The sequence below is a fragment of the Streptomyces sp. SS8 genome, assembly GCF_054072955.1.
The window spans coordinates 96,626-115,795 of sequence record NZ_JBSVCZ010000022.1; the positions used below are offsets into that span (position 1 = coordinate 96,626).

The following is a 19,170-nucleotide window of genomic DNA, read 5'->3' on the forward strand; positions in this document are numbered from 1 at the left end:
GCCGTGCGAAGCGCCCCGCCCGCCGGGCCACCGGGCCGGCGGGCGGGCGGGCGGGGCGCAGAGGCCGGACCGCCGGGGTCAGACCGCCGGGGCGGGGTAGGTGGGGTACTCGACCCCGGAGACGTGCTGCACGACGCGGACGACCTGGCAGGAGTAGCCGAACTCGTTGTCGTACCACAGGTAGAGGATCGCGTTGTCGCCCTCGACCTTGGTGGCGCCGGCGTCGACGATCGAGGCGTTGCGCGAGCCGATGAAGTCGCTGGAGACCGCGTCGGGGGCGCTGATGAAGTCGATCTGGCGCTTGAGCGGCGAGGTCAGCGACACGTTGCGGAGGTAGTCGAGGACCTCCTCACGGGTGGTCTCGCGGGCGAGCTGCAGGTTGAGGATCGCGATCGAGACGTCCGGCACGGGGACGCGGATCGAGCTGCCGGTGATCTTCGCATCGAGGTCGGGCAGCGCCTTGGCGACGGCGGAGGCGGCACCAGTCTCGGTGATGACCATGTTGAGCGGCGCCGAGCGGCCGCGGCGGTCGGACTTGTGGTAGTTGTCCAGCAGGTTCTGGTCGTTGGTGAACGAGTGGACGGTCTCGACGTGGCCGCGCAGGACGCCGTACTCGTCGGCCATCGCCTTCAGCGGCGGCACGATCGCGTTGGTGGTGCAGGACGCGCAGGACAGGATCCGCTCGTCCGGCTTGATCGTCTCGTGGTTGACGCCGTGGACGATGTTGGGGACGTCGCCCTTGCCCGGAGCGGTCAGGACGACCTTGTCGACGCCGGGGCGCAGGTGCTTGGACAGGCCCTCCCGGTCGCGCCACCTGCCCGTGTTGTCTATGAGGATGGCGTTCTTGATGCCGTACGCGGTGTAGTCCACCGCCGTCGGGTCGTCGGAGTAGATGACCTGGATCTCGTTGCCGTTGGCGATGATCTTGTTGTTCGCCTCGTCGACGGTGATCGTGCCCTGGAACTGGCCGTGGATGGAGTCGCGGCGCAGCAGGGAGGCCCGCTTGACCAGATCCTGGCCGGCGGCCTTGCGGACGACGATGGCGCGCAGCCGCAGGCCGTTTCCGGAACCGGTCTTCTCGATGAGCAGACGGGCGAGGAGGCGGCCGATGCGGCCGAAGCCGTAGAGGACCACATCGCGCGGCTCGCGGCACTTGATCTTGTTCTCGCCCGTGGCGCCGGCGACGGCCTCGGCTGTGAACTCCTCCACCGACAGCCCTCGGCCGTCGGCCCTGTAGGTCGCGGCGAGCATGCCGATGTCGATCTGGGAGGGGCCGAGGTCGAGCGTGGTGAGAGCGCGCAGGAACGGCAGCGTCTCGGTGACGGAGAGCTCCTCGCCGGCGATCTGCCGGGCGAACCGGTGGGTCTTGAGGATGCTGACCACCGACTTGTTCACCAGGGAGCGGCTGTGGAGCAGGATCGTGACATCCCGCTCCCGGTGCAGCTTCCCGATGATCGGGATCATCGACTCCGCGATCTCCTCGCGGTTCTTCCAGTTGGTGAACGAGTCCACGGTGGTAGTCACAGGTTCATCTTTCGAGCTAGGCGGTGCTCATATGTTAAGCACCCTCTATTTTGATCACTCACCCGGTACCGCCCTCAGCGGGGTGCGGCGACGGCGGCCGGAAGCGCGGCAGCCACGGAAGGCAGCCCCGGCGAGGGGCGGCTCCCGCCGGTTCGGCCGGCCGGCCCGTACGGCCCGTCGGGACACGCCCGGCCGCGTCGGTAGCGGCCGCCGACCGTGCGGTGTAGCGTCGAGAACAGCAGTCGTGGTTCCGAAGTCTCGTTCGCCCGTGGTCACGATCACGGGCGTTCTCGCTGTTCAGCTCACCTCCGGACCAGGGCGATCACCTCCCGGGCCCGCAAGGCGGGTCCGGTCCCCTCAAGGAGAAGGAGACGGTCATGGCCAAGGGCACCGTGAAATGGTTCAACAGTGAGAAGGGCTTCGGCTTCATCGAGCAGGAGGGCGGCGGCCCCGACGTCTTCGCCCACTACTCCAACATCGCGGCCCAGGGCTACCGCGAGCTGCACGAGGGCCAGAAGGTCGAGTTCGACGTCACCCAGGGCCAGAAGGGCCCGCAGGCGGAGAACATCCGCCCCGCCTGACCCCGGCGCGCCCCCGCGGGCCCGGCGTCCCCGCTCCGGGGGTGCCGGGCCCGGCCCGTTCCCGGAGGGCTGTCCCCCTCCGGCCCCTTTCAGCGGTGGTGCGAGTGGGTGGAACGCAGTGCCTCGGCGGCTCCGCGCAGTGCCGCGATGTGTGGCTGGGGAGCGGGTCGTACACAGGTGTTGAGCCGCACGGAGAGCTGGTAGGTCACCTCCGGCCGCAGGGCGCCCCCGCCGCCCACCAGCGGGCCGCGTTCCAGCGCGTCGGCGAGGTGCGGCACGCGGCTGCCGTGCAGCATGCCGGTGACCATCGCGACGGTCTGGGCCGCAAGCTCTCGCGAGGGGGTCGCATCGAGGTCGCTGGTGCCCAGGGCGGTCCTGCGCGCGGCGCTCACGACACCGTCGACCAGCAGGGCCACCTCGGTGATGTGCGCTCCGACGTCCATCACCAGCAGCGGACGGGACAGATCCGCGCGCACCCCCAGTGCGATGGCCCTGACGCTCTCGACGGACAGCACCGTGCGGGGCCGCAGCACTTCCAGTGCCTCGACCGCGGCGGCGTGGTGGCGCCGGTCGCTGAGGACCGGGGTGGTGATGGCGACCACCGGGCGGGCCGGGCGGGGGGTGCGGCCGCCCAGCAGGCGCTCCAGCAGCCGGCCGGTGCCGTCGGCGTCGACGATGGTGCCCCGCTGGACGGGATGGGCCGGCCCCCTGCCCGGGAAGGTGACGGTGGGCGCGTCGATGACGCTGCGGCGGCCCTGCGGCCAGGCCCGGGTACGGGCGCTGCCCAGGTCGATGGCGATTCCCGGGCATCTTCGGCACACCGGCCAGGCGGGGAAGCGGTGGGCGGAGAGCATCGTGGATCCGGAGCCGCTCACCGTTGCGTCCCCCGGCTTGTGGACAGAACCGCACCACTGCCGGCGACCTGGTGGTTCACGACCTCACCTTCCACACCCCCCGCGGGGCACACGGGAAACGGAACCCGGCCTGCGTCGGGCAGATGCCGGTACGGCGCTGCCGCGGCGTGCCGCCGGCCGTTGCCCCCGATCCTGACCGGAGAACCCGCCCCCGGATATCGGGGGCAGGCCCCATTTCCGCCGGGCGGCGGTGTGCAGCCGGCCCGCTCCGGGCGCCGGGGGCCGGTGTGACCGGCGTGTCCCGCTCCGCCGGAGGCTTCCGGTGTTCGCGCCGGGGCGCGGTTCCGGCCGGGGCCGCCTTCCCGCCCCGGCCGTCGAATTCCATTCGATGATTCACCACGTGTCGAACACCGGTGGTCGAACGTCTGGATTCCTGCCCGGAAGTCCATATTGCTGGAGGGATTTTTCTCCGGCCCCGCACACCGGCCCTTGCGCCGTTGATCCGCCGCTGCCAGCATCAACGACCAAGCGGTATTCCCGCGGGCCGCTGCGGGTGAAAGCGACCGCACTCGGCCCTCTTTTCCCGCCACCCCGCCATGTGAACGCAAGGAGTGCGATGTCCGGTTTACTCGACAGATCGGGGAGGACCGGCCGGTGGGCCGGCCTGCTGGCGAGCGGCATGGTCACGCTGCTCGCCGGGCTGAGCGTGCTGGCCACCGGCGACGCCCGGGCGGCGTCCGCCACCGGCCACGGAAAGCGCGCCCCGAGCGCGGCGATGTCCCAGGTCGCCGCGATGCAGCCCGGCTGGAATCTCGGAAACTCCCTCGATGCCACCGGCGACGACGAGACGTCATGGGGAAATCCCCGTATCACCGAGACACTGCTCGACAATGTCAGGGCTCAGGGGTTCAACAGCATTCGAATTCCCGTGACATGGAGCCGGCATCAGGGCCCGGCGCCGGACCACGCCCTTGAGGCGGAATACCTCGACCGCGTCGAGGAGGTCGTCGACTGGGCGCTGGCCGACGGATTCCATGTCATGATCAACATTCATCACGACTCCTGGCAGTGGATCGCGGACATGCCGGCCGACCGCGCCGGCGTGCTCGCCCGCTACAACGCCATCTGGGAGCAGCTGGCCGACACCTTCCGGGACCACCCGTCCAGGCTGGTGTTCGAAAGCGTCAACGAACCGCAGTTCAACGGCGGCCAGGACGACGCCCGGAACGCGGAGCTGCTGGACCAGCTCAACACCTCGTTCCACCGCATCGTGCGCCAGTCCGGCGGCGGCAACGCCGACCGCCTGCTCGTCCTGCCGACCCTGCACACCTCGGCCGAGCAGGCAAGGGTGGACGAACTGGCCGACACCATCGACGCCCTCGACGACCCCCGCGTCGCCGCGACCGTGCACTACTACGGTTACTGGCCCTTCAGCGTGAACGTGGCGGGCGGCACGCGCTTCGACGCCACCGCGCAGAAGGACCTGACCGATGCGTTCGACCGCGTCCACGACACCTTCGTGGCCCGGGGCGTCCCGGTGATCCTCGGCGAGTACGGCCTGCTGGGCTTCGACCGGCACACCGGCACCATCCAGCAGGGCGAGAAGCTGAAGTTCTTCGAATACCTCGGGTACCACGCCCGCGTCAGGAACATCACCACGATGCTGTGGGACAACGGCCAGCACTTCCGGCGCACCGACTTCCGCTGGAACGACCCGGAGCTGTTCGCCCAGATCAGGTCCAGCTGGAGGACCCGGTCGGGCACGGCCTCCTCGGACCAGGTCTTCAGCGCCCGCGGCGAGGCCGTCACCGACAAGACGCTCACCCTGAACCTCAACGGCACCTCCTTCGCCGGACTGCGCCACGGCTCCGCCGATCTGGTGCGCGGCAGGGACTACACCGTCCGGGGCGACCGCCTCACCATCACCGCCGCCGCGCTCACCCGGCTGAGCGGTTCCCGGGCCTACGGCACCAACGCTGTGCTGCACGCGCGGTTCTCCCGCGGCGTGCCCTGGAGGATCGACCTGATCACCCACGACACGCCCGTCCTGCGCGACGCGGCCGGCACGACGGACTCCTTCGCCGTTCCCACCGACTTCCGCGGCGACAGGCTCGCCACGATGGAGGCCAGATACGCCGACGGCACCAACGCCGGCCCCCACGGCTGGACGCCCTACAAGGAGTTCGACCGCGCGTTCGCACCCGACTACGCGGGCGGCGCCACCATCCTGACGTCCGACTTCTTCGCCGAGGTCAGGGACGGCGCCCGTGTGACGCTCACCTTCCACTACTGGAGCGGGGTGAAGGTGACCTACCACGTCACCAGGTCCGGGAGCTCGGTCACCGGCACCACAGCCTGACCGTCACCGCCCCGGCCCCGGGCGGGTTCGCGCCCGGGGCCGGGGCGGCGCGCCTCTCACAGAACGCGCTGCCCCTTGCCCAGGGCCACCACGCCGTTCTCCGAGACGGAGTACAGCTCCCGGTCGCTTCGCTCGTCGACCCCGACCGCGGCGCCGGGCGGCACCTCTATGTGCTTGTCCAGGATCGCGCCCCTGACGATCGCACCGCGCCCCACGCGCACGTTGTCGTGGAGGACGCAGTCCTGCACGACCGCTCCGTCCTCGACCACCACACCCGGCGAGAGGACCGAGCGGGTCACCTGGCCGCGGATCAGGCAGCCCGCGCTGACGATGGACTCCCCCGCGATGCCCCCGGCGTTGAAGCGGGCGGGCGAGAGCTGGGAGGAGTGGGTGTAGACCGGCCAGTCGCGGTTGTACAGGTTGAAGGCCGGGCGCTCGGCGATCAGGTCCATGTGGGCGTCGTAGTACGCGTCGAGGGTGCCCACGTCGCGCCAGTACCCCTGGTCGCGGGCGGTCTCGCCGGGCACGTGGTTGGTGTTGAAGTCGTACAGCTGCGCCTCGCCGCTCCCGGTGAGGATGGGCAGGATGGAGCCGCCCATGTCGTGCGCGGAGTTCTCGTCCTCGGCGTCCTTGAAGAGGGACTCCACCAGTGCCCTGGTGGTGAAGACGTAGTTGCCCATGGAGGCGAGGACGGAGTCGGGGTCGTCCTCCAGGCCCGGCGGATCGGTGGGCTTCTCCAGGAAGCTCTCGATCGTCCGGCCGTCCGGGCCGGGTTTGATGACGCCGAAGGCGGAGGACTCCGCGCGCGGCACCCGGATGCCGGCGACGGTGACCCCGGCGCCGCCGTCGATGTGCTGCCGCAGCATCTGCCGCGGGTCCATGCGGTAGACGTGGTCGGCGCCGAAGACCGCGATGTGGTCGGGGCGCTCGTCCTGGACCAGGTTCAGCGACTGGAGGATGGCGTCGGCGCTGCCCAGGTACCAGTGAGGGCCGAGACGTTGCTGGGCGGGCACGGGCGTGACGTAGTTGCCCAGCAGGCTCGACATCCGCCAGGTGGTGGTGATGTGCCGGTCCAGCGAGTGCGACTTGTACTGGGTCAGGACGCAGATCCGCAGGATGTCGCCGTTGACCAGGTTGGACAGCACGAAGTCGACCAGGCGGTACGTCCCGCCGAAGACGACCGCGGGCTTGGCCCGGTCGGCCGTGAGCGGCATCAGCCGCTTGCCCGCCCCGCCGGCCAGCACGATTCCCAGCACCGAAGGTCCGCCGCGTCGCATCGCAGCTCCTCTCTCGCCTCCGCTCCGCCCGGGCCGCACGTCTGCGAGGCCGGTGAGCCGCTTCGGCTCCGCGGGCGAGGGTCTCGGCACGGGCGCCCGCACCGCCGCGGACGCCCGGCGGGAACCCCGCGGCGGCCGGGCCCGCCCTCATGCGGCCCTTCACCCTCGGACGTCCTGTTCCAGGGTCGCTCACCCGGCGCGGTTGCGAAAGTCGATCTCCCGATCGCGTGCCGGGCCCGTCGGCTCTACCCCACGAGCCGGAAGGCCAGGCAGGCCACGGGGGTGCGGTCGGTGACCGGGGTGCCGATGCGCTCCCAGAACCGGCGGTGGCCCTCGCGCCACTCCTCGAGGGAGGCGTCCCCCTCACCCTCGGCGGCGGCGTGCTCCCAGGTCACCTCGCCGAAGGGCTTGACCTCGACACCGGTGATCTCGACGGTGGCGACGCGCCGGCCGTGGTCGTCCAGCAGCGCCAGCCGCTCACCCCCGTACTCCAGGCCCTCCGTCTCCTGCGCGTACTCCTGGAGCAGACCGGTCGTGGCGGTTTTCGCCCCCGCGAGGACGAGAGCGTTCAGGCGGGTCCGCAGCTCCCCCGGGGTGCCCAGCTCCAGAGCACGCATACCGTCCACCCGGGGCCACATCGGTCCACCACCTCGTCTCACCGCCGCCCCGCGCGGCGTCCTCAGGTGATCGTACGCCCCGGCCCGGCCGGGGCGGGCCGGGGCGCCCCGGGTTCCACCGACCCGGTCCGCGCGGTCCTCGAGCGTGCCGCCCGCCGACAACGAGGCGGGTGAGGACCTCGGGTAATGGCGGCGGGTGACGGCGGCGGGCGTCCGGCCTCCCGCCGGGCCGCCTGACCGTCCGCCGTCACGCCAGCGTTTCGGCGACCACCGCCGCCGCTTTCGCGATCAGTTCGTCGTCGTGGGCGGCGTCCTCCTCTTCGCGGCTCGACATGATCGCCACGACGATGGGAGCTGTGTCGGGCGGCCACACCACGGCGATGTTGTTGCGCACTCCGTAACCACTGCCGGTCCCGGTCTTGTCGCCGACCACCCAGTCCTCGGGCATGCCCGCCCTGATCAGTCCTGCTCCGGTGACGTTGGTCCGCAGCCACTTCGCGAGCTGCGCGCGTTCGCCCTCGCCGAGGACGTCGCCGAGGACGAACGCGCGCAGGTTCCCGGCGAACGCGCGCGGCGTGCTCGTGTCCCGCGTCTCACCCGGGGCCCAGCGGCTCAGCTCCGGCTCCCGCCGTTCCATCCGGGTGACGTCGTCACCGATCTCCTCCAGCACGGCGTCCAGCCCCCTGGGGCCGCCCACCGCGTCGAACAGCAGGTTGGCCGCGGTGTTGTCGCTGAAGCGGACGGCGGCCTCGCACAGCTCACGCAGGGTCATCCCGGTCCGGACGTGCTTCTCGGTCACCGGGGAGTGGGCGATCAGGTCGTCCTCGGAGTACTCGATCACCTTCTCCATTCCGTCCGGCGAGTGCTTCAGCAGCACGGCGCCGGCGGCCAGTGCCTTGAACGTGGAGGCGTAGGCGAAGCGTTCGCCGTCGTTGTAGGCCACCTCGCGTCCGGTTCCGGTGTCCACGGCGTAGACGCCCAGCCGTGCGTCGAACTCGCGCTCCAGTTCCTCCAGGTCGCGGACGAAGGGCTTGGCGGCCGCGGTCGTTTCCGCCGTCACGCCCGGCTTCGCGTCCGCGGCCGGCGGGGACGGCGCGGCCGGGGACGCGTCCGGTCCGCACGCGGCGAGCGGAACGAGGGCGAGCGCGGTGAGCACGCCGAGGGTGCGCCGGGCTTGGATGCGTCGCATGGGCCGGACCTCCTGTGCGTCCCGTCCACGGGGTGTGTGACGGAAGGGGACGATGCGGCGCCCCATTGTGGTGGAAGGCCCTGCGGCCCGGTGCGCTGACGCGCCGTCCCGGGCCGTCCCGCGCCGAACCGGCACAGGGGCAGGCCGTGGTGCGGAAGGCCGCGCGGGCGTTGCGTACCGCCCGGGGCCGTCCTGTCAGAGGGCGAGGGTGGCCACGCTTCCCAGATAGACGGCGAGCAGCACGATGCCGTCGAATCCGAGCCGCAGCCAGCCGCGCTTCTGCCGCACCAGCATGCCGCTCAGCAGCACGGTGGTCATCAGCAGGGCGGCGCCGGTGAGGAAGAGCTGGTCGGCGCCGGCCGCATGGTAGAGGGAGCCGCCGCGGAAGAAGAGGTCGCCGATGGCGAGGTTGAGCACGTCCAGGCAGTTGCCGCCCACGATGGCCGCTATCGCCAGGGTCACCGCCCCGCGCCGTACCGCCGCGACCGCCGTCACCGTCTCCGGCAGCGCGTTGACCCCGCCCATCAGGACCGCACCGACGAAACCCGCGTTCATCCCCGTCACCTCCAGCAGGCTCCCGGCCGCCCGGGCCACGGCCCAGCCGCCCAGCGCGACCGCGCCCGCGACCGCCAGGAACTCCCCCCACAGACCGCGGCTGCCCCGCCCGGCGAAACGCTCCTCGTCCGGCGTGTCCGGGACGGTCTCACGGGTGCGGACCGCCCGCCACATCGGCTCGTCCTGATCACGGATCAGCCGTATCCCGCCCCAGTAGAAGGCCGCCAGCACCAGTGAGGCCGGGTGCACTCCCAGCACCGTGGCCTCGGGACCGAAGGAGGCCATCAGAGCCAGGCCGAGCAGGGCGATGAGCAGGCAGCCGAACAGCACGTTGGGCAGGGACGCCGCGGCGTGCTCCAGGTTGACCTTCCGGTAGGAGGCGTCGGCGACCACCACCGCCAGGGTCTGTGCCGCGATGCCGCCCACCGCGTTGCCGTACGCCAGGGTGGGCTGACCGTCCACCGCGCTGACCGCCGTCATCACGATGCCGGACAGGGAGGTGATCAGTCCGAAGAAGACCGCGCCGAACAGCGCCTCGCCCCAGCCCGTCCGGTCGGCGAGGGTGTCGCCCAACGCCGCGAGCCGGACGCTGCACACCACGGTGACGGCCGCGGCCGCCAGGAAGATCGCGATACTCCAGCCCAGGCTCCACGATCCGGTCCAGGCCGCGAGCATCTCCACTCTCCTCGTCACAGGCGTCACGGTCCTCTGCCGCATGCCCGGAGCGCCGATGAGCAGACCATCGGAAGTGGCCGAATACGGCGGTGACTTCTGTCTGCTCCTCACCCGCTCCCCGGGACGGCGACGGCGCCGTGAGGGGTGAGCGGTGGGCGGACGGGAGGGGTGACGCCTGTTCAGGGGGCCGTTTTCGGCCTTTCCCGCTCCGGTCACCTCAGCGCGCCCCGAGCGGGCGCCCGCACCCTCTATCCTTCTACAGTCATGTAGAAAACAGGAGGAGGTCGTGTGCGCCGCCCGCTGCCCGCGCGTTCCGCCGGGACGGACCGCGGCGGTCCACGACTCGGGGGCCGGACCGCAGGGCCGATCGGTCAACGCACGGACCGGCCGTCACGGTTCCGGGCGAAGGGCGTGGCGTTCCGCGTCCGTCGGCGCGTCTTCGGACGCCGCTTTGCCCGCACCCGCACCTCACTCACACACCGTCAGCCTGGGAGGGCGTACGTGGCTTCGATCGACCTGGACAAGGTGCTGGACAAGGCGTGGGCGGACAAGGCCCTGCCGGAGATACTCCAGGCGCCCGTCTCCGCCCTGAAGGGTGTCTCCGACCGCGACGGCGAACTGCTGGACGAGGCGTTCGGCGTGAAGACCGTGGCCGACCTGGCCAAGCTGAAGTACGTCCGCTGGGCCCAGGCGCTGGCCGCGCTGGACACCACCGCCAAGTAACCCCGAAGGGCCGCGCGGCGCCGCGCACGGCAAAGCCTCCGCCGCGGCGCCGCGCGCCCTCACACGCACAGACACACGCACACGTAAAGGAGAACGCCGCGATGGTGTTCAAACGGCTGCTCGGCTCGCTCGGTGTGGGCGGCCCCACGGTGGACACGGTCCTGGACCCGGGCGCGGCCCTGCCGGGTGGCCCACTGTCCGGGCAGGTGCATCTCAAGGGCGGCAGCGCCGACTTCGACATCGAGCACATCACCCTGGAACTGATCGCCCGCGTCGAGGTCGAGCACGGGGAGGGCGAGTCCGAGGGCGGGATCGTCTTCGAGCGTTTCACCGTGGCCGGCGGCTTCCGCCTGGCCGAGGGTGAGGAGCGCGCCGTTCCGTTCACCGTGACGCTGCCGTGGGAGACCCCGGTCACCGAGCTGTACGGCCAGCCTCTGGGCATCGTCCTCGGGGTGCGCACCGAGCTGGCCGTGGCCGGCGCGAAGGACAAGGGCGACCTCGACCCGCTGACGGTCGGCCCGCTGCCCGCGCAGGAGGCGGTCCTGCAGGCGCTGGGGCAGCTCGGGTTCGGCTTCAAGTCCGCCGACCTGGAGTACGGCCGCATCCACGGCACCGGCCAGACCCTGCCCTTCTACCAGGAGATCGAGCTCACCCCCGCTCCGCAGTACGCGCACGCGGTCAACGAGATCGAGGTGACCTTCCTGGCCCACCCCGGCGGCATGGAGGTGGTGCTGGAGGCCGACAAGCGCGGCGGCCTGTTCTCCGGCGGGCACGACGCCCTCACCCGGTTCGCCGTCGGTCACCAGGACGTCCGCGACTGGAACACCGAGGTGGACGGCTGGATCGGACAGCTCGTCGAGCACCGCGCCGCGCACGGGGCGCATGGCGGGTACGGCCACGCCGACCCCTACGGCCACCACCACGGTGGACACCACGACGGCCACCGCTCCGGTCCCGGCATGGGCACCGCCGTCGCCGCGGGCGCGGCCGGGCTCGCGGTCGGCGTCGCCGGCGGGATGATCGCGGCCGAGGTCGTCGACGAGATCGGCGACGCCTTCGAGGACGAGGACGAGGGCGACGAGGGCTGACCCGCAGGTCTGTGTCCGGGCCGCGGTGGTGCACGGCCCGGACTCCCCCGCCGCCGCTCCCGGCCGCCTACAGCGGGGTGGCCGCCTTGAGCACGAGGAAGAGGGTGACGGCGGAGTTCGCCGACGACAGCGCCGAGACGGTCGTTCCCGCCGCGGCCGTCCAGGCCGCCAGCCCCGCCGTGGTGAACACCGGCGGCCAGCTGCGCACCGCCGGAGCGGGTTCCAGCAGGGCGGCCACCCGCCGCGGTACCGGACCGGCCGCAGCGAAACGGGCGAGCGCCGCGGCCGGTCCGGTGCCGCGGGAGACCAGCGCGGCCCTGCCCACCGCCCGGGCCACCACCCGCCGGCTGCCGACCGCCTCCGCCGCCTCCTCGTCCGCCCACCGCTCCGTGGTGTAGGACACCGCCGTCCGCAGCGGCCGCAGGAAGGGGTTCGCCCGCGCGGCCAGGTGCACCACCAGCAGAAACCGGTGGTGCCGGCCGGCCAGATGCGCCCGTTCGTGCGCGAACAGCGCCCGCCGCTCCCCGCCCCCCAGGCACGACAGCATCGCCGTGGACACCACCACCCGTCCCCGCCGGCCCCGGCCCGGGGGAAGCGCGTACGCGTACGGCTCGCCGTCGGGCAGCACCGCCACCGAGTGGCCGCGCGCGCCCGTCAGCGCCCGTACCGCCCGGCGCCGCACCCGGCGGTGCACCCACAGCGTCCGCGCGCAGGCCGCCAGGACCGCCAGCAGTGCGGGGATGGCCGCCCGGCCCGCGACCTCGTCGTAGGGGACCGCCTCGCGCACCTCCTCGTCCGACCAGCCGTCCGGCAGCGGGTTGCCCGGCAGCTGCGCCGTGCCCACCACCATCAGCAGCACCAGGCACACCGTGCTGCACACCGCCAGCACACCGGCCGCGGCCGACAGCAGCACCGTGGCGGTGCGCGGGTGCAGATGCTGCTCGGCCAGGCGCGCGATCGGCCAGGCCGTCAGCGGCAGCACCAGCGGCAGGAAGACGAAGACCCCCACAACCGCCTCATTCCCCCGGCTCTTCGGCCCGCTCCAGCAGCTCCCGCAGCAGCCGCTCGTCTCCCGGCGGCAGGGAGGTCACAAAACTCGCCAGCACCGCCTGACGGTCACTCTCCCCGTCCAGCACCCGCCGCATGCGCAGCGCCGCCAGCCCCGCCTCGTCCGCCGTGGGCGACCACACGAACGAGCGTCCCGCCTTCTCCCGCACCACCGCGCCCTTGGCCAGCAGTCGGGTCAGAATGGTGATCACGGTGGTGTACGCCAGATCACCGCCGAGCCGCTCCCTCACCCAGGCGGTGTCCACCGGCCCCGGTGCCTGGCGCAGCGCCGACAGCACCTGCACCTCCAGCTCGCCCTGGCCGCGCCGGCGCACACGGGGTCGCCCGGCCCTCTCCTGGTCCACCCTGACGTCTCCTTCCAGCCATGCCCCCGTCACCCGGCCGGGCCAGCCGTACATCGTAGGCGAGCGGTGGCCGGATCGGCACTTCCGAAGTCTCCGCGCCGCCGTTGGGCCCGGAGGTCCCCGGCGGCCGTGCCGGGACCATCGAGGGCACGGCCCGCCACCCGGCACGGAGAACCCCGCCGCCTACGACACCATCCTGTCCGGGTTCCTGCGAACCCTTCCGGGCCGAGAGGCGAGGCGGACAGGGCCGCGGGAGTCCCCGCGGTGGCGCGCCTCCCTTCCCGGGCCGAAGATCAGAGCGGAAAGCCGCTTTCGAGCCGTTCATTCTTGCCTTTCGGGCAAAGAAGTTGCCTCACGGGCACAAACATGGCTCAATGAACGCATGGGCCAAAGAACTCCCGACACGGGCATGGACCTGCCCGGTGTCGCGCCCCGCCTGCGCGAGCTGCGCAGGCGGGGCGGACTCACCCTGGAGGCCGCCGCCGAGCGGCTCGACCTGTCCCCGGCGCACCTGTCCCGTCTGGAGACCGGGCAGCGCCAGCCGTCGCTGCCGCTCCTGCTGGCCCTCGCCCGGACCTACGGCACCACGGTCGCGGACCTGCTGGGCGAGGCTCCCCCCGACAGGGACCCGGTCATCCGGACCGGGCAGGTGGAACCGGTCGAGGCCGGCGGCTGGGTCTACCGGCAGGCCGGCGGATCACGGCGGGCCATGCAGGCACTGCGTGTGCACATCCCCCCGGACGCCCAGAACGACCTGGTCCGCGCCCACGCCGGGGAGGAGTGGCTGCATGTTCTCACCGGTCGCCTCCGCCTCGCTCTGGGAAGCGACGAGCACCTTCTCGGCCCCGGCGACTCGGCCCACTACGACAGCCTGACGCCCCACCGGATCACCGCCGTCCCCCCGGAGGGGGCCGACCTCCTCTTCGTCCACACACTGCTGCGGAGCAATGTCGGCGATCTGTGCCTGGGCGGCGGGGGATGACCCGTCCGGCGAGACGCCCGGCGGCACACCGACTCATCGCGACATCCGGAAGGTGACACCCATGCCGAGTGAAGACACCGGCGTCGAGCGCGGCGACGGCCGCTTTCCCCGCGGACTCGTTCTCCGCCTGTTCGCCTACATAGTCGCGGGTCACGTCTTCGCGTTCTTCCTCTACCTGCTGTTCACGCTCGGGGGCGAGTAACCCCTCCCGCCTTCGCGGTGCCGGTGCGCGGCCGCTTTCGGCCGCGCACCGGCACCGGACGGGCAAGACCGCCCCCCTCAGGTCTTGGCCCGGTAGGCCCTCATCGCCAGCGGGTAGAAGACCGCCGCTATCCCCACCGCCCAGACCAGCGACCACAGCAGCGGCCGGCCCACCTCGCCGCCCAGCAGCAGACCGCGGTACGCGTCCGACAGATGGGTGACCGGGTTGACGTCCGCCCATGCCTGGAGCCAGCCGGGCATGGTGTCGACGATGACGAAGGCGCTGCTGGTGAAGGTGATGGGGAAGATCAGGGTGAAGCCGAACGCCTGGACCTTCTCCGCGTCGCCCGCCAGCATGCCGATCAGCACCGCGCACCAGGACACCGCCGCCGCGAAGACCACGAGCAGCAGCGCGCCCGCCAGGAAGCCGCCGAAGCCGCCGGTGACGCGGAAGCCGAGCGCCAGGCCGAGGGCGATCATCAGCAGCATCGCCCACACGTGCTTGGCCAGGTCGGCCGTGATCCGGCCGATCAGCGGGGCGGAACGGGCTATCGGCAGGCTGCGCAGCCGGTCGAAGACGCCCTTGGTGAGGTCGGTGTTGAGGGCCAGCGCCGTGTAGGTGGTCATGAACAGGGTGTTCTGGACGATGATCCCCGGCAGCGCGTACGTCAGGTAGGCATCGGGCGACCCGGCCATCTGGCCACCGAGCACATAGGTGAAGAGGAAGACGAACATGATCGGCGTGATGCTGTAGTCGACGAGTTCGAGCGGGTTGTGCTTGATGGCGACCAGGCTGCGCCACGCCATGGTGGCGGTCTGCCGCAACCCGGCGCCCGGGCGGACCCTGCCGCCGGCCGCGACGGGAGCGCCGGCTGTCGTGGCGGTCATGACGCGCTCACCATCCTCTCCTCGTTCCGCTCCCCGGCCCGGGCGTCCGCCGCCCGCCGCCCTGCGTGCGGCCCGGCACGGTGGCCGGTCAGCGCGAGGAAGACCTCGTCCAGCGAAGAGCGGCGCAGCATCAGCTCGCCGACCGCGATACCGGCTCCGTCCAGGCTGCGGACCACCGCGGGCATCAGCTCCGGATCGCCGACCGGCGCCGTGACCGCCTCTCCCTCGATCCGGGTCTGGGGCCCGGCCGCCCGCGCCACCAGGGTGTGCGCGGCCGCCAGGTCGCCCTCCCGCACCGGCCGCACCTGGAGCACCTGGCCGCCCACCTGCGACTTCAGCTCGTCGGGGGTGCCCTCGGCGATGACCCTGCCCTTGTCGATCACCACGATCCGGTCGGCGAGCAGATCCGCCTCGTTCAGGTACTGCGTGGTCAGCAGCGCGGTCACGCCCTCGGCGACCAGGCCGCGCAGCATGTCCCACAGCTCCCCGCGGCTGCGCGGGTCGAGTCCGGTCGTCGGCTCGTCGAGGAAGAGGATGCTGGGCCGGCCCACCAGGCTCGCCGCCAGGTCCAGCCTGCGCCTCATGCCTCCCGAGAACGTCTTCACCGCTCGCCCGGACGCCTCCGTCAGCCCGAAGCGCTCCAGCAGCTCGGCCGCCCGTGCCTTCGCCTCGTGCCTGGGGATCCCCAGCAGCCGTCCGATCAGCAGCAGGTTCTCCGTGCCGGTGAGGTTCTCGTCGACCGCCGCGTACTGGCCGGTCAGACCGACCAGGGAGCGCACGACCCCCGCTTCGCGCACCACGTCGTGGCCGGCGACCTCGGCCCGCCCCGCGTCCGGCTGGAGCAGGGTGGCGAAGATCCGCACGGCGGTGGTCTTGCCCGCTCCGTTCGGCCCGAGCAGCCCCAGCACCGTCCCGGTGCGGGCCTCCAGGTCCACGCCGTCCAGTGCCCTGGTGTCCTTGAAGCGTTTGGCCAGGCCCTCGGCCTGGATCGCGTACGCGCGTGCCATAAGGGGTTCGCCTCCTCGAACCGAGGTCGCGTTCGGGTGCCGCGTCCCGGCCCCCGCCCCGGGGAGCGGCCCTATGGACAACTGTGACGCACGCCACTGACAAACCTCGCGGTGGCCCGATCGCGTAGGGTCGGCGGGATGGCGAGGTATTTCGACGTGCACCCCGACAACCCCCAGCAGCGCACCATCGGCACCGTGGTGGACGGCATCCGGTCCGGCGGGCTCGTCGCGTACCCCACGGACTCCTGCTTCGCGCTGGGGTGCCGGCTGGGCAATCGCGACGGCATCGCCCGGATCAGGTCGATCAGGAATCTCGACGACCGCCACCACTTCACCCTGGTGTGCCGGGACTTCGCGCAGATGAGCCGGTTCGTGCGCATCGACAACGACGTGTTCCGGGCGATCAAGGCGGCCACGCCCGGCAGCTACACCTTCATCCTTCCCGCGACGAAGGAGGTGCCGCGCCAGCTGCTGCACCCGAAGAAGAAGACGGTGGGGGTCCGCATCCCCGACCATGTCGTCACCCGGGCCCTGCTCGACGAGCTCGGCGAGCCGCTGCTGTCCAGCACCCTGCTCCTGCCCGGCGAGGAGGAGCCGCTGACGCAGGGCTGGGAGATCAAGGAGCGGCTCGACCACGTGGTCGACGCCGTGCTGGACTCGGGCGACTGCGGCACCGAACCGACCACGGTCGTCGACTTCTCCGGGGGCGAGGCGGAGATCGTGCGCCGGGGAGCAGGCGACACCTCCCGGTTCGAGTAACCGGGCCGACGCCCCGTCCCCCGGTTCCCTGTCCCCGACACCCCTGACGGAAGCACCGACATGACGAGCACCACCCCTCCGGTCACGCTGGAGGACGTCCGCGACGCCGCGGCGCGGATCGAGGGCGTCGCCCACCGCACCCCCGTGCTGCGCTCACGCACCCTGGACTCCCTCGCCGGCGCGGAGGTCTTCCTCAAGTGCGAGAACCTCCAGCGCGCCGGGGCCTTCAAGTTCCGCGGCGCCTACAACGCCGCCTCACGTCTGTCGTCCGGGCAACTGGCCCGGGGCATCGCCGCCTACTCATCGGGCAACCACGCACAGGCCGTCGCCCTGGCCGCGCGTGAGCTGGGCACCACCGCGGTGATCCTGATGCCCGAGGACACCCCCCGCTCCAAGCTGGAGGCCACCGCCGGATACGGAGCGGAGATCGTCACCTACGACCGCTACACCGGCGACCGGGTCGCCCTGGGCGAGGCGCTGGCCGCCGAGCGCGGGCTGACGCTGATCCCGCCCTACGAGCACCCGCACATCATCGCCGGCCAGGGCACCGCCGCGCTGGAACTGATCGAGGAGGTGGGTGAGCTCGACGCCCTGGTGGCCCCGGTCGGCGGAGGCGGGCTGATCGCCGGCAGCGCCACGGCCGCCAAGGGGCTGCTGCCCGGGATCCGGGTGATCGGCGTCGAGCCGGAGGCCGGGGACGACACCAGGCGTTCGCTGGAGGCGGGGGGACGTGTCTCGATCCCCGTGCCGCGCACCATCGCCGACGGTCTGGCCGCGGAGACACCCGGGGAGCTGACCTTCTCCGTCAACCGCCGACTGGTCGACGAGATCGTTCCGGTGGACGACGACCGGATCCGCGAGGCGATGCGGCTGGCCTTCGAACGGCTGAAAACGGTCGTCGAGCCCAGCGGCGCCGCCGCCCTGGCGGCCGTGCTCGCCGGGCGCCCGGACCCTCTCCCGCGCCGTATCGGCGTCATCGTCTCCGGCGGCAACGTCGGCGCGCAGCGCTTCGCCGAACTCCTCGGGGATTGACCGTCCCGGGGACCCGGCCCCCCGTGCTCCGGGTCTCGCCGCGGGCCGGCCGGCCCGCGGCGAGACCCGCCCGGCTCAGTGGCCGGAGTGGTCGTGGTCATCGCCCTGCGGCGGGCGGAGGGATGCTCCCGGCACGGCGCCGGAGAACTGCCCGGCCGCGCCGTTGCGGGCGCCCTCGGGCCATACGAGTACCTGGTAGCCGACGGCCACGATGTCGGGCACGGCCCAGGCGCTCAGTTCCGTCGCGCTCTCACCCGGCGCCAGTTCGCCCTCGAAACCGCCGTCGGCGTCGGCCCTCTCGGCCATGCCGCCCACCTCGACCCCCACCCACTGGACCTCCACCGCGTCCAGGTCGAGGGGTGCGTCGCCGTTGTTGGTCAGCTTCACGCGCAGCCCCAGCGGCTCGCCGCTCTGCCCCAGCAGCTTCTCGCGGGCCCCGGCCAGCCGCTTCCCGTCCACCGAGCCGCCCTGGACGTCGGTGCGGTCGGCCGGACGCAGCCGTCCCAGTACCGTCGCCGTCGCCTCCAGGCCGTTCGGCCAGGTGAAGGTCTTCCCGGCCGGTACCGCCGACGGCCCGGCGGACGCCGCCCGCGAGGGCCCGGCGGTCGCCGAGGCGGAGGGGTCGGGGGCGGCCGAAGGCGCAGGCTCGTCCCCCGCACCGCAACCGGTGAGGGACAGGGATAAGGACATCAGAACCGCTGCGAGCACGGTTCGGCGCATGGGGACTCCAGCGGGCGGCGTCGGGCTGACAGAGGCGAGGCCGACGGTAGCGCTCCTCTCCCGGCCCGTAAAGATCGGCGGCCGCCGCAGGAGGGGAAAGGGCGGGACCGCCCCGTTCGCTCCGCGGCCCGCGTAGGCGTCCTCGTCCGGGGCGCCGGTGCCCGGGCGCGTCCGGGCACCGGCGCCCGCTGTCACTCCTCGATCACCGCGACCGCGTCCAGGCCGGCGTCGTGCAGGGTCCGCAGGACGGTCCGGTCCGCTCCGCGGATGGTCAGCACGGCGTTCTCCGGCCGTCCGGTGACCGCGCGGAGCAGGGCGTAGGCGCATGCCAGGTCGATGTGGTCCAGGCCGTCCATCTCCAGCACGACCTCGTGGGCGCCGAGCAGCCGCGGGTCCGCGAGCAGCTCCTCCAGTTCACCGAGTGTTCCGGAGTCCAGCCGGCCGGAGAAGGCGAGCACGGTGCGACGGCTCCCGGCCTCGGTGATCGCCAGGACCGGGCGGTGTGCCCGTGCGGTGGGTTGCGGCTCGTATGCCATGGCGACCTCCTCCGTATGCCGGCCGGCGGTGGTTGCGCGCCTGTGTCCGTCCTCCCTCCAGCCTCTCACCACCGCTCCTGCCCGGTCCGGCGGCCGCCGGACCGGGCAGGAGCGAGCGCGCCCCCCGCTGCCGGGGAAGGCGTGTGCGGCGTCAGGCCCCTGCGTCCCGTGCGACGGGAGCGGGCTGTCCG

At 72.3% G+C, this 19,170-nt stretch carries 20 protein-coding genes; 8 read left to right on the top strand and 12 right to left on the bottom strand.

All coding sequences use genetic code 11. The annotated features are described in order from the left end of the window. Nucleotides 1–78 precede the first annotated feature (78 nt). A complete protein-coding gene (locus tag ACW69E_RS20675; RefSeq protein ID WP_237879688.1) occupies nt 79–1,524 on the bottom strand; it encodes a glyceraldehyde-3-phosphate dehydrogenase in 1,446 nt (481 codons plus the stop codon). A 377-nt stretch (nt 1,525–1,901) separates the two neighbouring features. On the opposite strand from ACW69E_RS20675, the gene ACW69E_RS20680 reads away from it, so the two are divergent. Beyond that, nucleotides 1,902–2,105: a cold-shock protein gene (locus tag ACW69E_RS20680; RefSeq protein ID WP_093658049.1), complete on the top strand. Its 204-nt coding sequence runs from the start codon at nt 1,902–1,904 to the stop codon at nt 2,103–2,105. 89 nt (nt 2,106–2,194) lie between these two features. Here the strand turns inward: ACW69E_RS20680 and ACW69E_RS20685 are convergent, their stop codons facing one another. Further along, nucleotides 2,195–2,980, bottom strand: a complete 786-nt coding sequence (locus tag ACW69E_RS20685; protein WP_457499765.1) for a rod shape-determining protein — start codon at nt 2,978–2,980, stop codon at nt 2,195–2,197. 595 nt (nt 2,981–3,575) lie between these two features. Between ACW69E_RS20685 and ACW69E_RS20690 the strand changes: the two genes are divergently transcribed. Further along, on the top strand, nt 3,576–5,318 hold the full coding sequence (locus ACW69E_RS20690; protein ID WP_457499766.1) for a cellulase family glycosylhydrolase: 1,743 nt from the start codon (nt 3,576–3,578) through the stop codon (nt 5,316–5,318). A 56-nt stretch (nt 5,319–5,374) separates the two neighbouring features. Here ACW69E_RS20690 and glgC read toward each other — a convergent pair whose 3' ends face one another. The 4 genes from glgC to ACW69E_RS20710 form a co-directional block, all read right to left on the bottom strand. Next, nucleotides 5,375–6,595: a glucose-1-phosphate adenylyltransferase gene (glgC, locus tag ACW69E_RS20695; protein ID WP_457499767.1), complete on the bottom strand. Its 1,221-nt coding sequence runs from the start codon at nt 6,593–6,595 to the stop codon at nt 5,375–5,377. Between the two features lie 245 nt (nt 6,596–6,840). Continuing rightward, nucleotides 6,841–7,212, bottom strand: coding sequence for an ASCH domain-containing protein (locus ACW69E_RS20700; protein WP_457499768.1), 372 nt, complete (start codon nt 7,210–7,212; stop codon nt 6,841–6,843). 247 nt (nt 7,213–7,459) lie between these two features. Beyond that, complete coding sequence (gene bla / locus ACW69E_RS20705) at nt 7,460–8,401, bottom strand: class A beta-lactamase (RefSeq protein ID WP_457499769.1); 942 nt, start codon at nt 8,399–8,401, stop codon at nt 7,460–7,462. A 195-nt stretch (nt 8,402–8,596) separates the two neighbouring features. Next, a complete protein-coding gene (locus tag ACW69E_RS20710) occupies nt 8,597–9,631 on the bottom strand; it encodes a sodium:calcium antiporter (RefSeq protein WP_457499783.1) in 1,035 nt (344 codons plus the stop codon). A 501-nt stretch (nt 9,632–10,132) separates the two neighbouring features. Here ACW69E_RS20710 and ACW69E_RS20715 point away from each other — a divergent pair. Together ACW69E_RS20715 and ACW69E_RS20720 are read left to right on the top strand one after the other, a co-directional pair. After that, a complete protein-coding gene (locus ACW69E_RS20715; protein WP_457499770.1) occupies nt 10,133–10,354 on the top strand; it encodes a hypothetical protein in 222 nt (73 codons plus the stop codon). 101 nt (nt 10,355–10,455) lie between these two features. Next, a complete protein-coding gene (locus tag ACW69E_RS20720) occupies nt 10,456–11,442 on the top strand; it encodes a sporulation protein (RefSeq protein WP_457499771.1) in 987 nt (328 codons plus the stop codon). Nucleotides 11,443–11,509: 67 nt separating this feature from the next. Here ACW69E_RS20720 and ACW69E_RS20725 read toward each other — a convergent pair whose 3' ends face one another. Then, nucleotides 11,510–12,451 carry a M56 family metallopeptidase gene (locus ACW69E_RS20725; protein WP_457499772.1) on the bottom strand — a complete coding sequence of 314 codons (942 nt, stop codon included), beginning with the start codon at nt 12,449–12,451 and terminating at the stop codon, nt 11,510–11,512. Nucleotides 12,452–12,458: 7 nt separating this feature from the next. Continuing rightward, entirely contained in the window at nt 12,459–12,854 is a 396-nt protein-coding gene (locus tag ACW69E_RS20730) for a BlaI/MecI/CopY family transcriptional regulator (RefSeq protein ID WP_457499773.1), read from the bottom strand. Between the two features lie 382 nt (nt 12,855–13,236). Between ACW69E_RS20730 and ACW69E_RS20735 the strand changes: the two genes are divergently transcribed. Continuing rightward, nucleotides 13,237–13,836 (top strand): helix-turn-helix domain-containing protein, encoded by a 600-nt coding sequence (locus ACW69E_RS20735; protein WP_457499774.1) that lies wholly within the window; start codon nt 13,237–13,239, stop codon nt 13,834–13,836. A gap of 61 nt (nt 13,837–13,897) precedes the next feature. After that, entirely contained in the window at nt 13,898–14,038 is a 141-nt protein-coding gene (locus ACW69E_RS20740) for a DUF6126 family protein (RefSeq protein ID WP_165869437.1), read from the top strand. A 77-nt stretch (nt 14,039–14,115) separates the two neighbouring features. Here the strand turns inward: ACW69E_RS20740 and ACW69E_RS20745 are convergent, their stop codons facing one another. Both ACW69E_RS20745 and ACW69E_RS20750 read right to left on the bottom strand, forming a co-directional pair. After that, nucleotides 14,116–14,925 (bottom strand): ABC transporter permease, encoded by an 810-nt coding sequence (locus tag ACW69E_RS20745; protein ID WP_457499775.1) that lies wholly within the window; start codon nt 14,923–14,925, stop codon nt 14,116–14,118. Next, nucleotides 14,922–15,932, bottom strand: a complete 1,011-nt coding sequence (locus ACW69E_RS20750) for an ATP-binding cassette domain-containing protein (RefSeq protein ID WP_457499776.1) — start codon at nt 15,930–15,932, stop codon at nt 14,922–14,924. The genes ACW69E_RS20745 and ACW69E_RS20750 overlap by 4 nt, the downstream gene beginning before the upstream one ends. Nucleotides 15,933–16,070: 138 nt before the next feature. Between ACW69E_RS20750 and ACW69E_RS20755 the strand changes: the two genes are divergently transcribed. Continuing rightward, the gene (locus tag ACW69E_RS20755; protein ID WP_457499777.1) at nt 16,071–16,691 is read left to right on the top strand and encodes an L-threonylcarbamoyladenylate synthase; all 621 of its coding nucleotides are present in this window, start codon (nt 16,071–16,073) and stop codon (nt 16,689–16,691) included. A gap of 60 nt (nt 16,692–16,751) precedes the next feature. Then, nucleotides 16,752–17,723, top strand: coding sequence for a pyridoxal-phosphate dependent enzyme (locus tag ACW69E_RS20760; protein WP_457499778.1), 972 nt, complete (start codon nt 16,752–16,754; stop codon nt 17,721–17,723). Between the two features lie 75 nt (nt 17,724–17,798). Here ACW69E_RS20760 and ACW69E_RS20765 read toward each other — a convergent pair whose 3' ends face one another. Both ACW69E_RS20765 and ACW69E_RS20770 read right to left on the bottom strand, forming a co-directional pair. Beyond that, nucleotides 17,799–18,413 carry a hypothetical protein gene (locus ACW69E_RS20765; protein WP_457499779.1) on the bottom strand — a complete coding sequence of 205 codons (615 nt, stop codon included), beginning with the start codon at nt 18,411–18,413 and terminating at the stop codon, nt 17,799–17,801. 221 nt (nt 18,414–18,634) lie between these two features. Continuing rightward, nucleotides 18,635–18,979, bottom strand: a complete 345-nt coding sequence (locus tag ACW69E_RS20770; protein WP_457499780.1) for an STAS domain-containing protein — start codon at nt 18,977–18,979, stop codon at nt 18,635–18,637. Nucleotides 18,980–19,170 lie beyond the last annotated feature (191 nt).

Coding starts and splice junctions, on each gene's coding strand:
- ACW69E_RS20680 (WP_093658049.1), top strand. CDS start 1,902: ATGGCCAAGGGCACCGTGAAATGGTTCAACAGTGAGAAGGGCTTCGGC.
- ACW69E_RS20690 (WP_457499766.1), top strand. CDS start 3,576: ATGTCCGGTTTACTCGACAGATCGGGGAGGACCGGCCGGTGGGCCGGC.
- glgC (WP_457499767.1), bottom strand. CDS start 6,595: ATGCGACGCGGCGGACCTTCGGTGCTGGGAATCGTGCTGGCCGGCGGG.
- ACW69E_RS20700 (WP_457499768.1), bottom strand. CDS start 7,212: ATGCGTGCTCTGGAGCTGGGCACCCCGGGGGAGCTGCGGACCCGCCTG.
- bla (WP_457499769.1), bottom strand. CDS start 8,401: ATGCGACGCATCCAAGCCCGGCGCACCCTCGGCGTGCTCACCGCGCTC.
- ACW69E_RS20710 (WP_457499783.1), bottom strand. CDS start 9,631: ATGCTCGCGGCCTGGACCGGATCGTGGAGCCTGGGCTGGAGTATCGCG.
- ACW69E_RS20720 (WP_457499771.1), top strand. CDS start 10,456: ATGGTGTTCAAACGGCTGCTCGGCTCGCTCGGTGTGGGCGGCCCCACG.
- ACW69E_RS20735 (WP_457499774.1), top strand. CDS start 13,237: ATGGGCCAAAGAACTCCCGACACGGGCATGGACCTGCCCGGTGTCGCG.
- ACW69E_RS20740 (WP_165869437.1), top strand. CDS start 13,898: ATGCCGAGTGAAGACACCGGCGTCGAGCGCGGCGACGGCCGCTTTCCC.
- ACW69E_RS20745 (WP_457499775.1), bottom strand. CDS start 14,925: ATGACCGCCACGACAGCCGGCGCTCCCGTCGCGGCCGGCGGCAGGGTC.
- ACW69E_RS20750 (WP_457499776.1), bottom strand. CDS start 15,932: ATGGCACGCGCGTACGCGATCCAGGCCGAGGGCCTGGCCAAACGCTTC.
- ACW69E_RS20755 (WP_457499777.1), top strand. CDS start 16,071: ATGGCGAGGTATTTCGACGTGCACCCCGACAACCCCCAGCAGCGCACC.
- ACW69E_RS20760 (WP_457499778.1), top strand. CDS start 16,752: ATGACGAGCACCACCCCTCCGGTCACGCTGGAGGACGTCCGCGACGCC.
- ACW69E_RS20765 (WP_457499779.1), bottom strand. CDS start 18,413: ATGTCCTTATCCCTGTCCCTCACCGGTTGCGGTGCGGGGGACGAGCCT.
- ACW69E_RS20770 (WP_457499780.1), bottom strand. CDS start 18,979: ATGGCATACGAGCCGCAACCCACCGCACGGGCACACCGCCCGGTCCTG.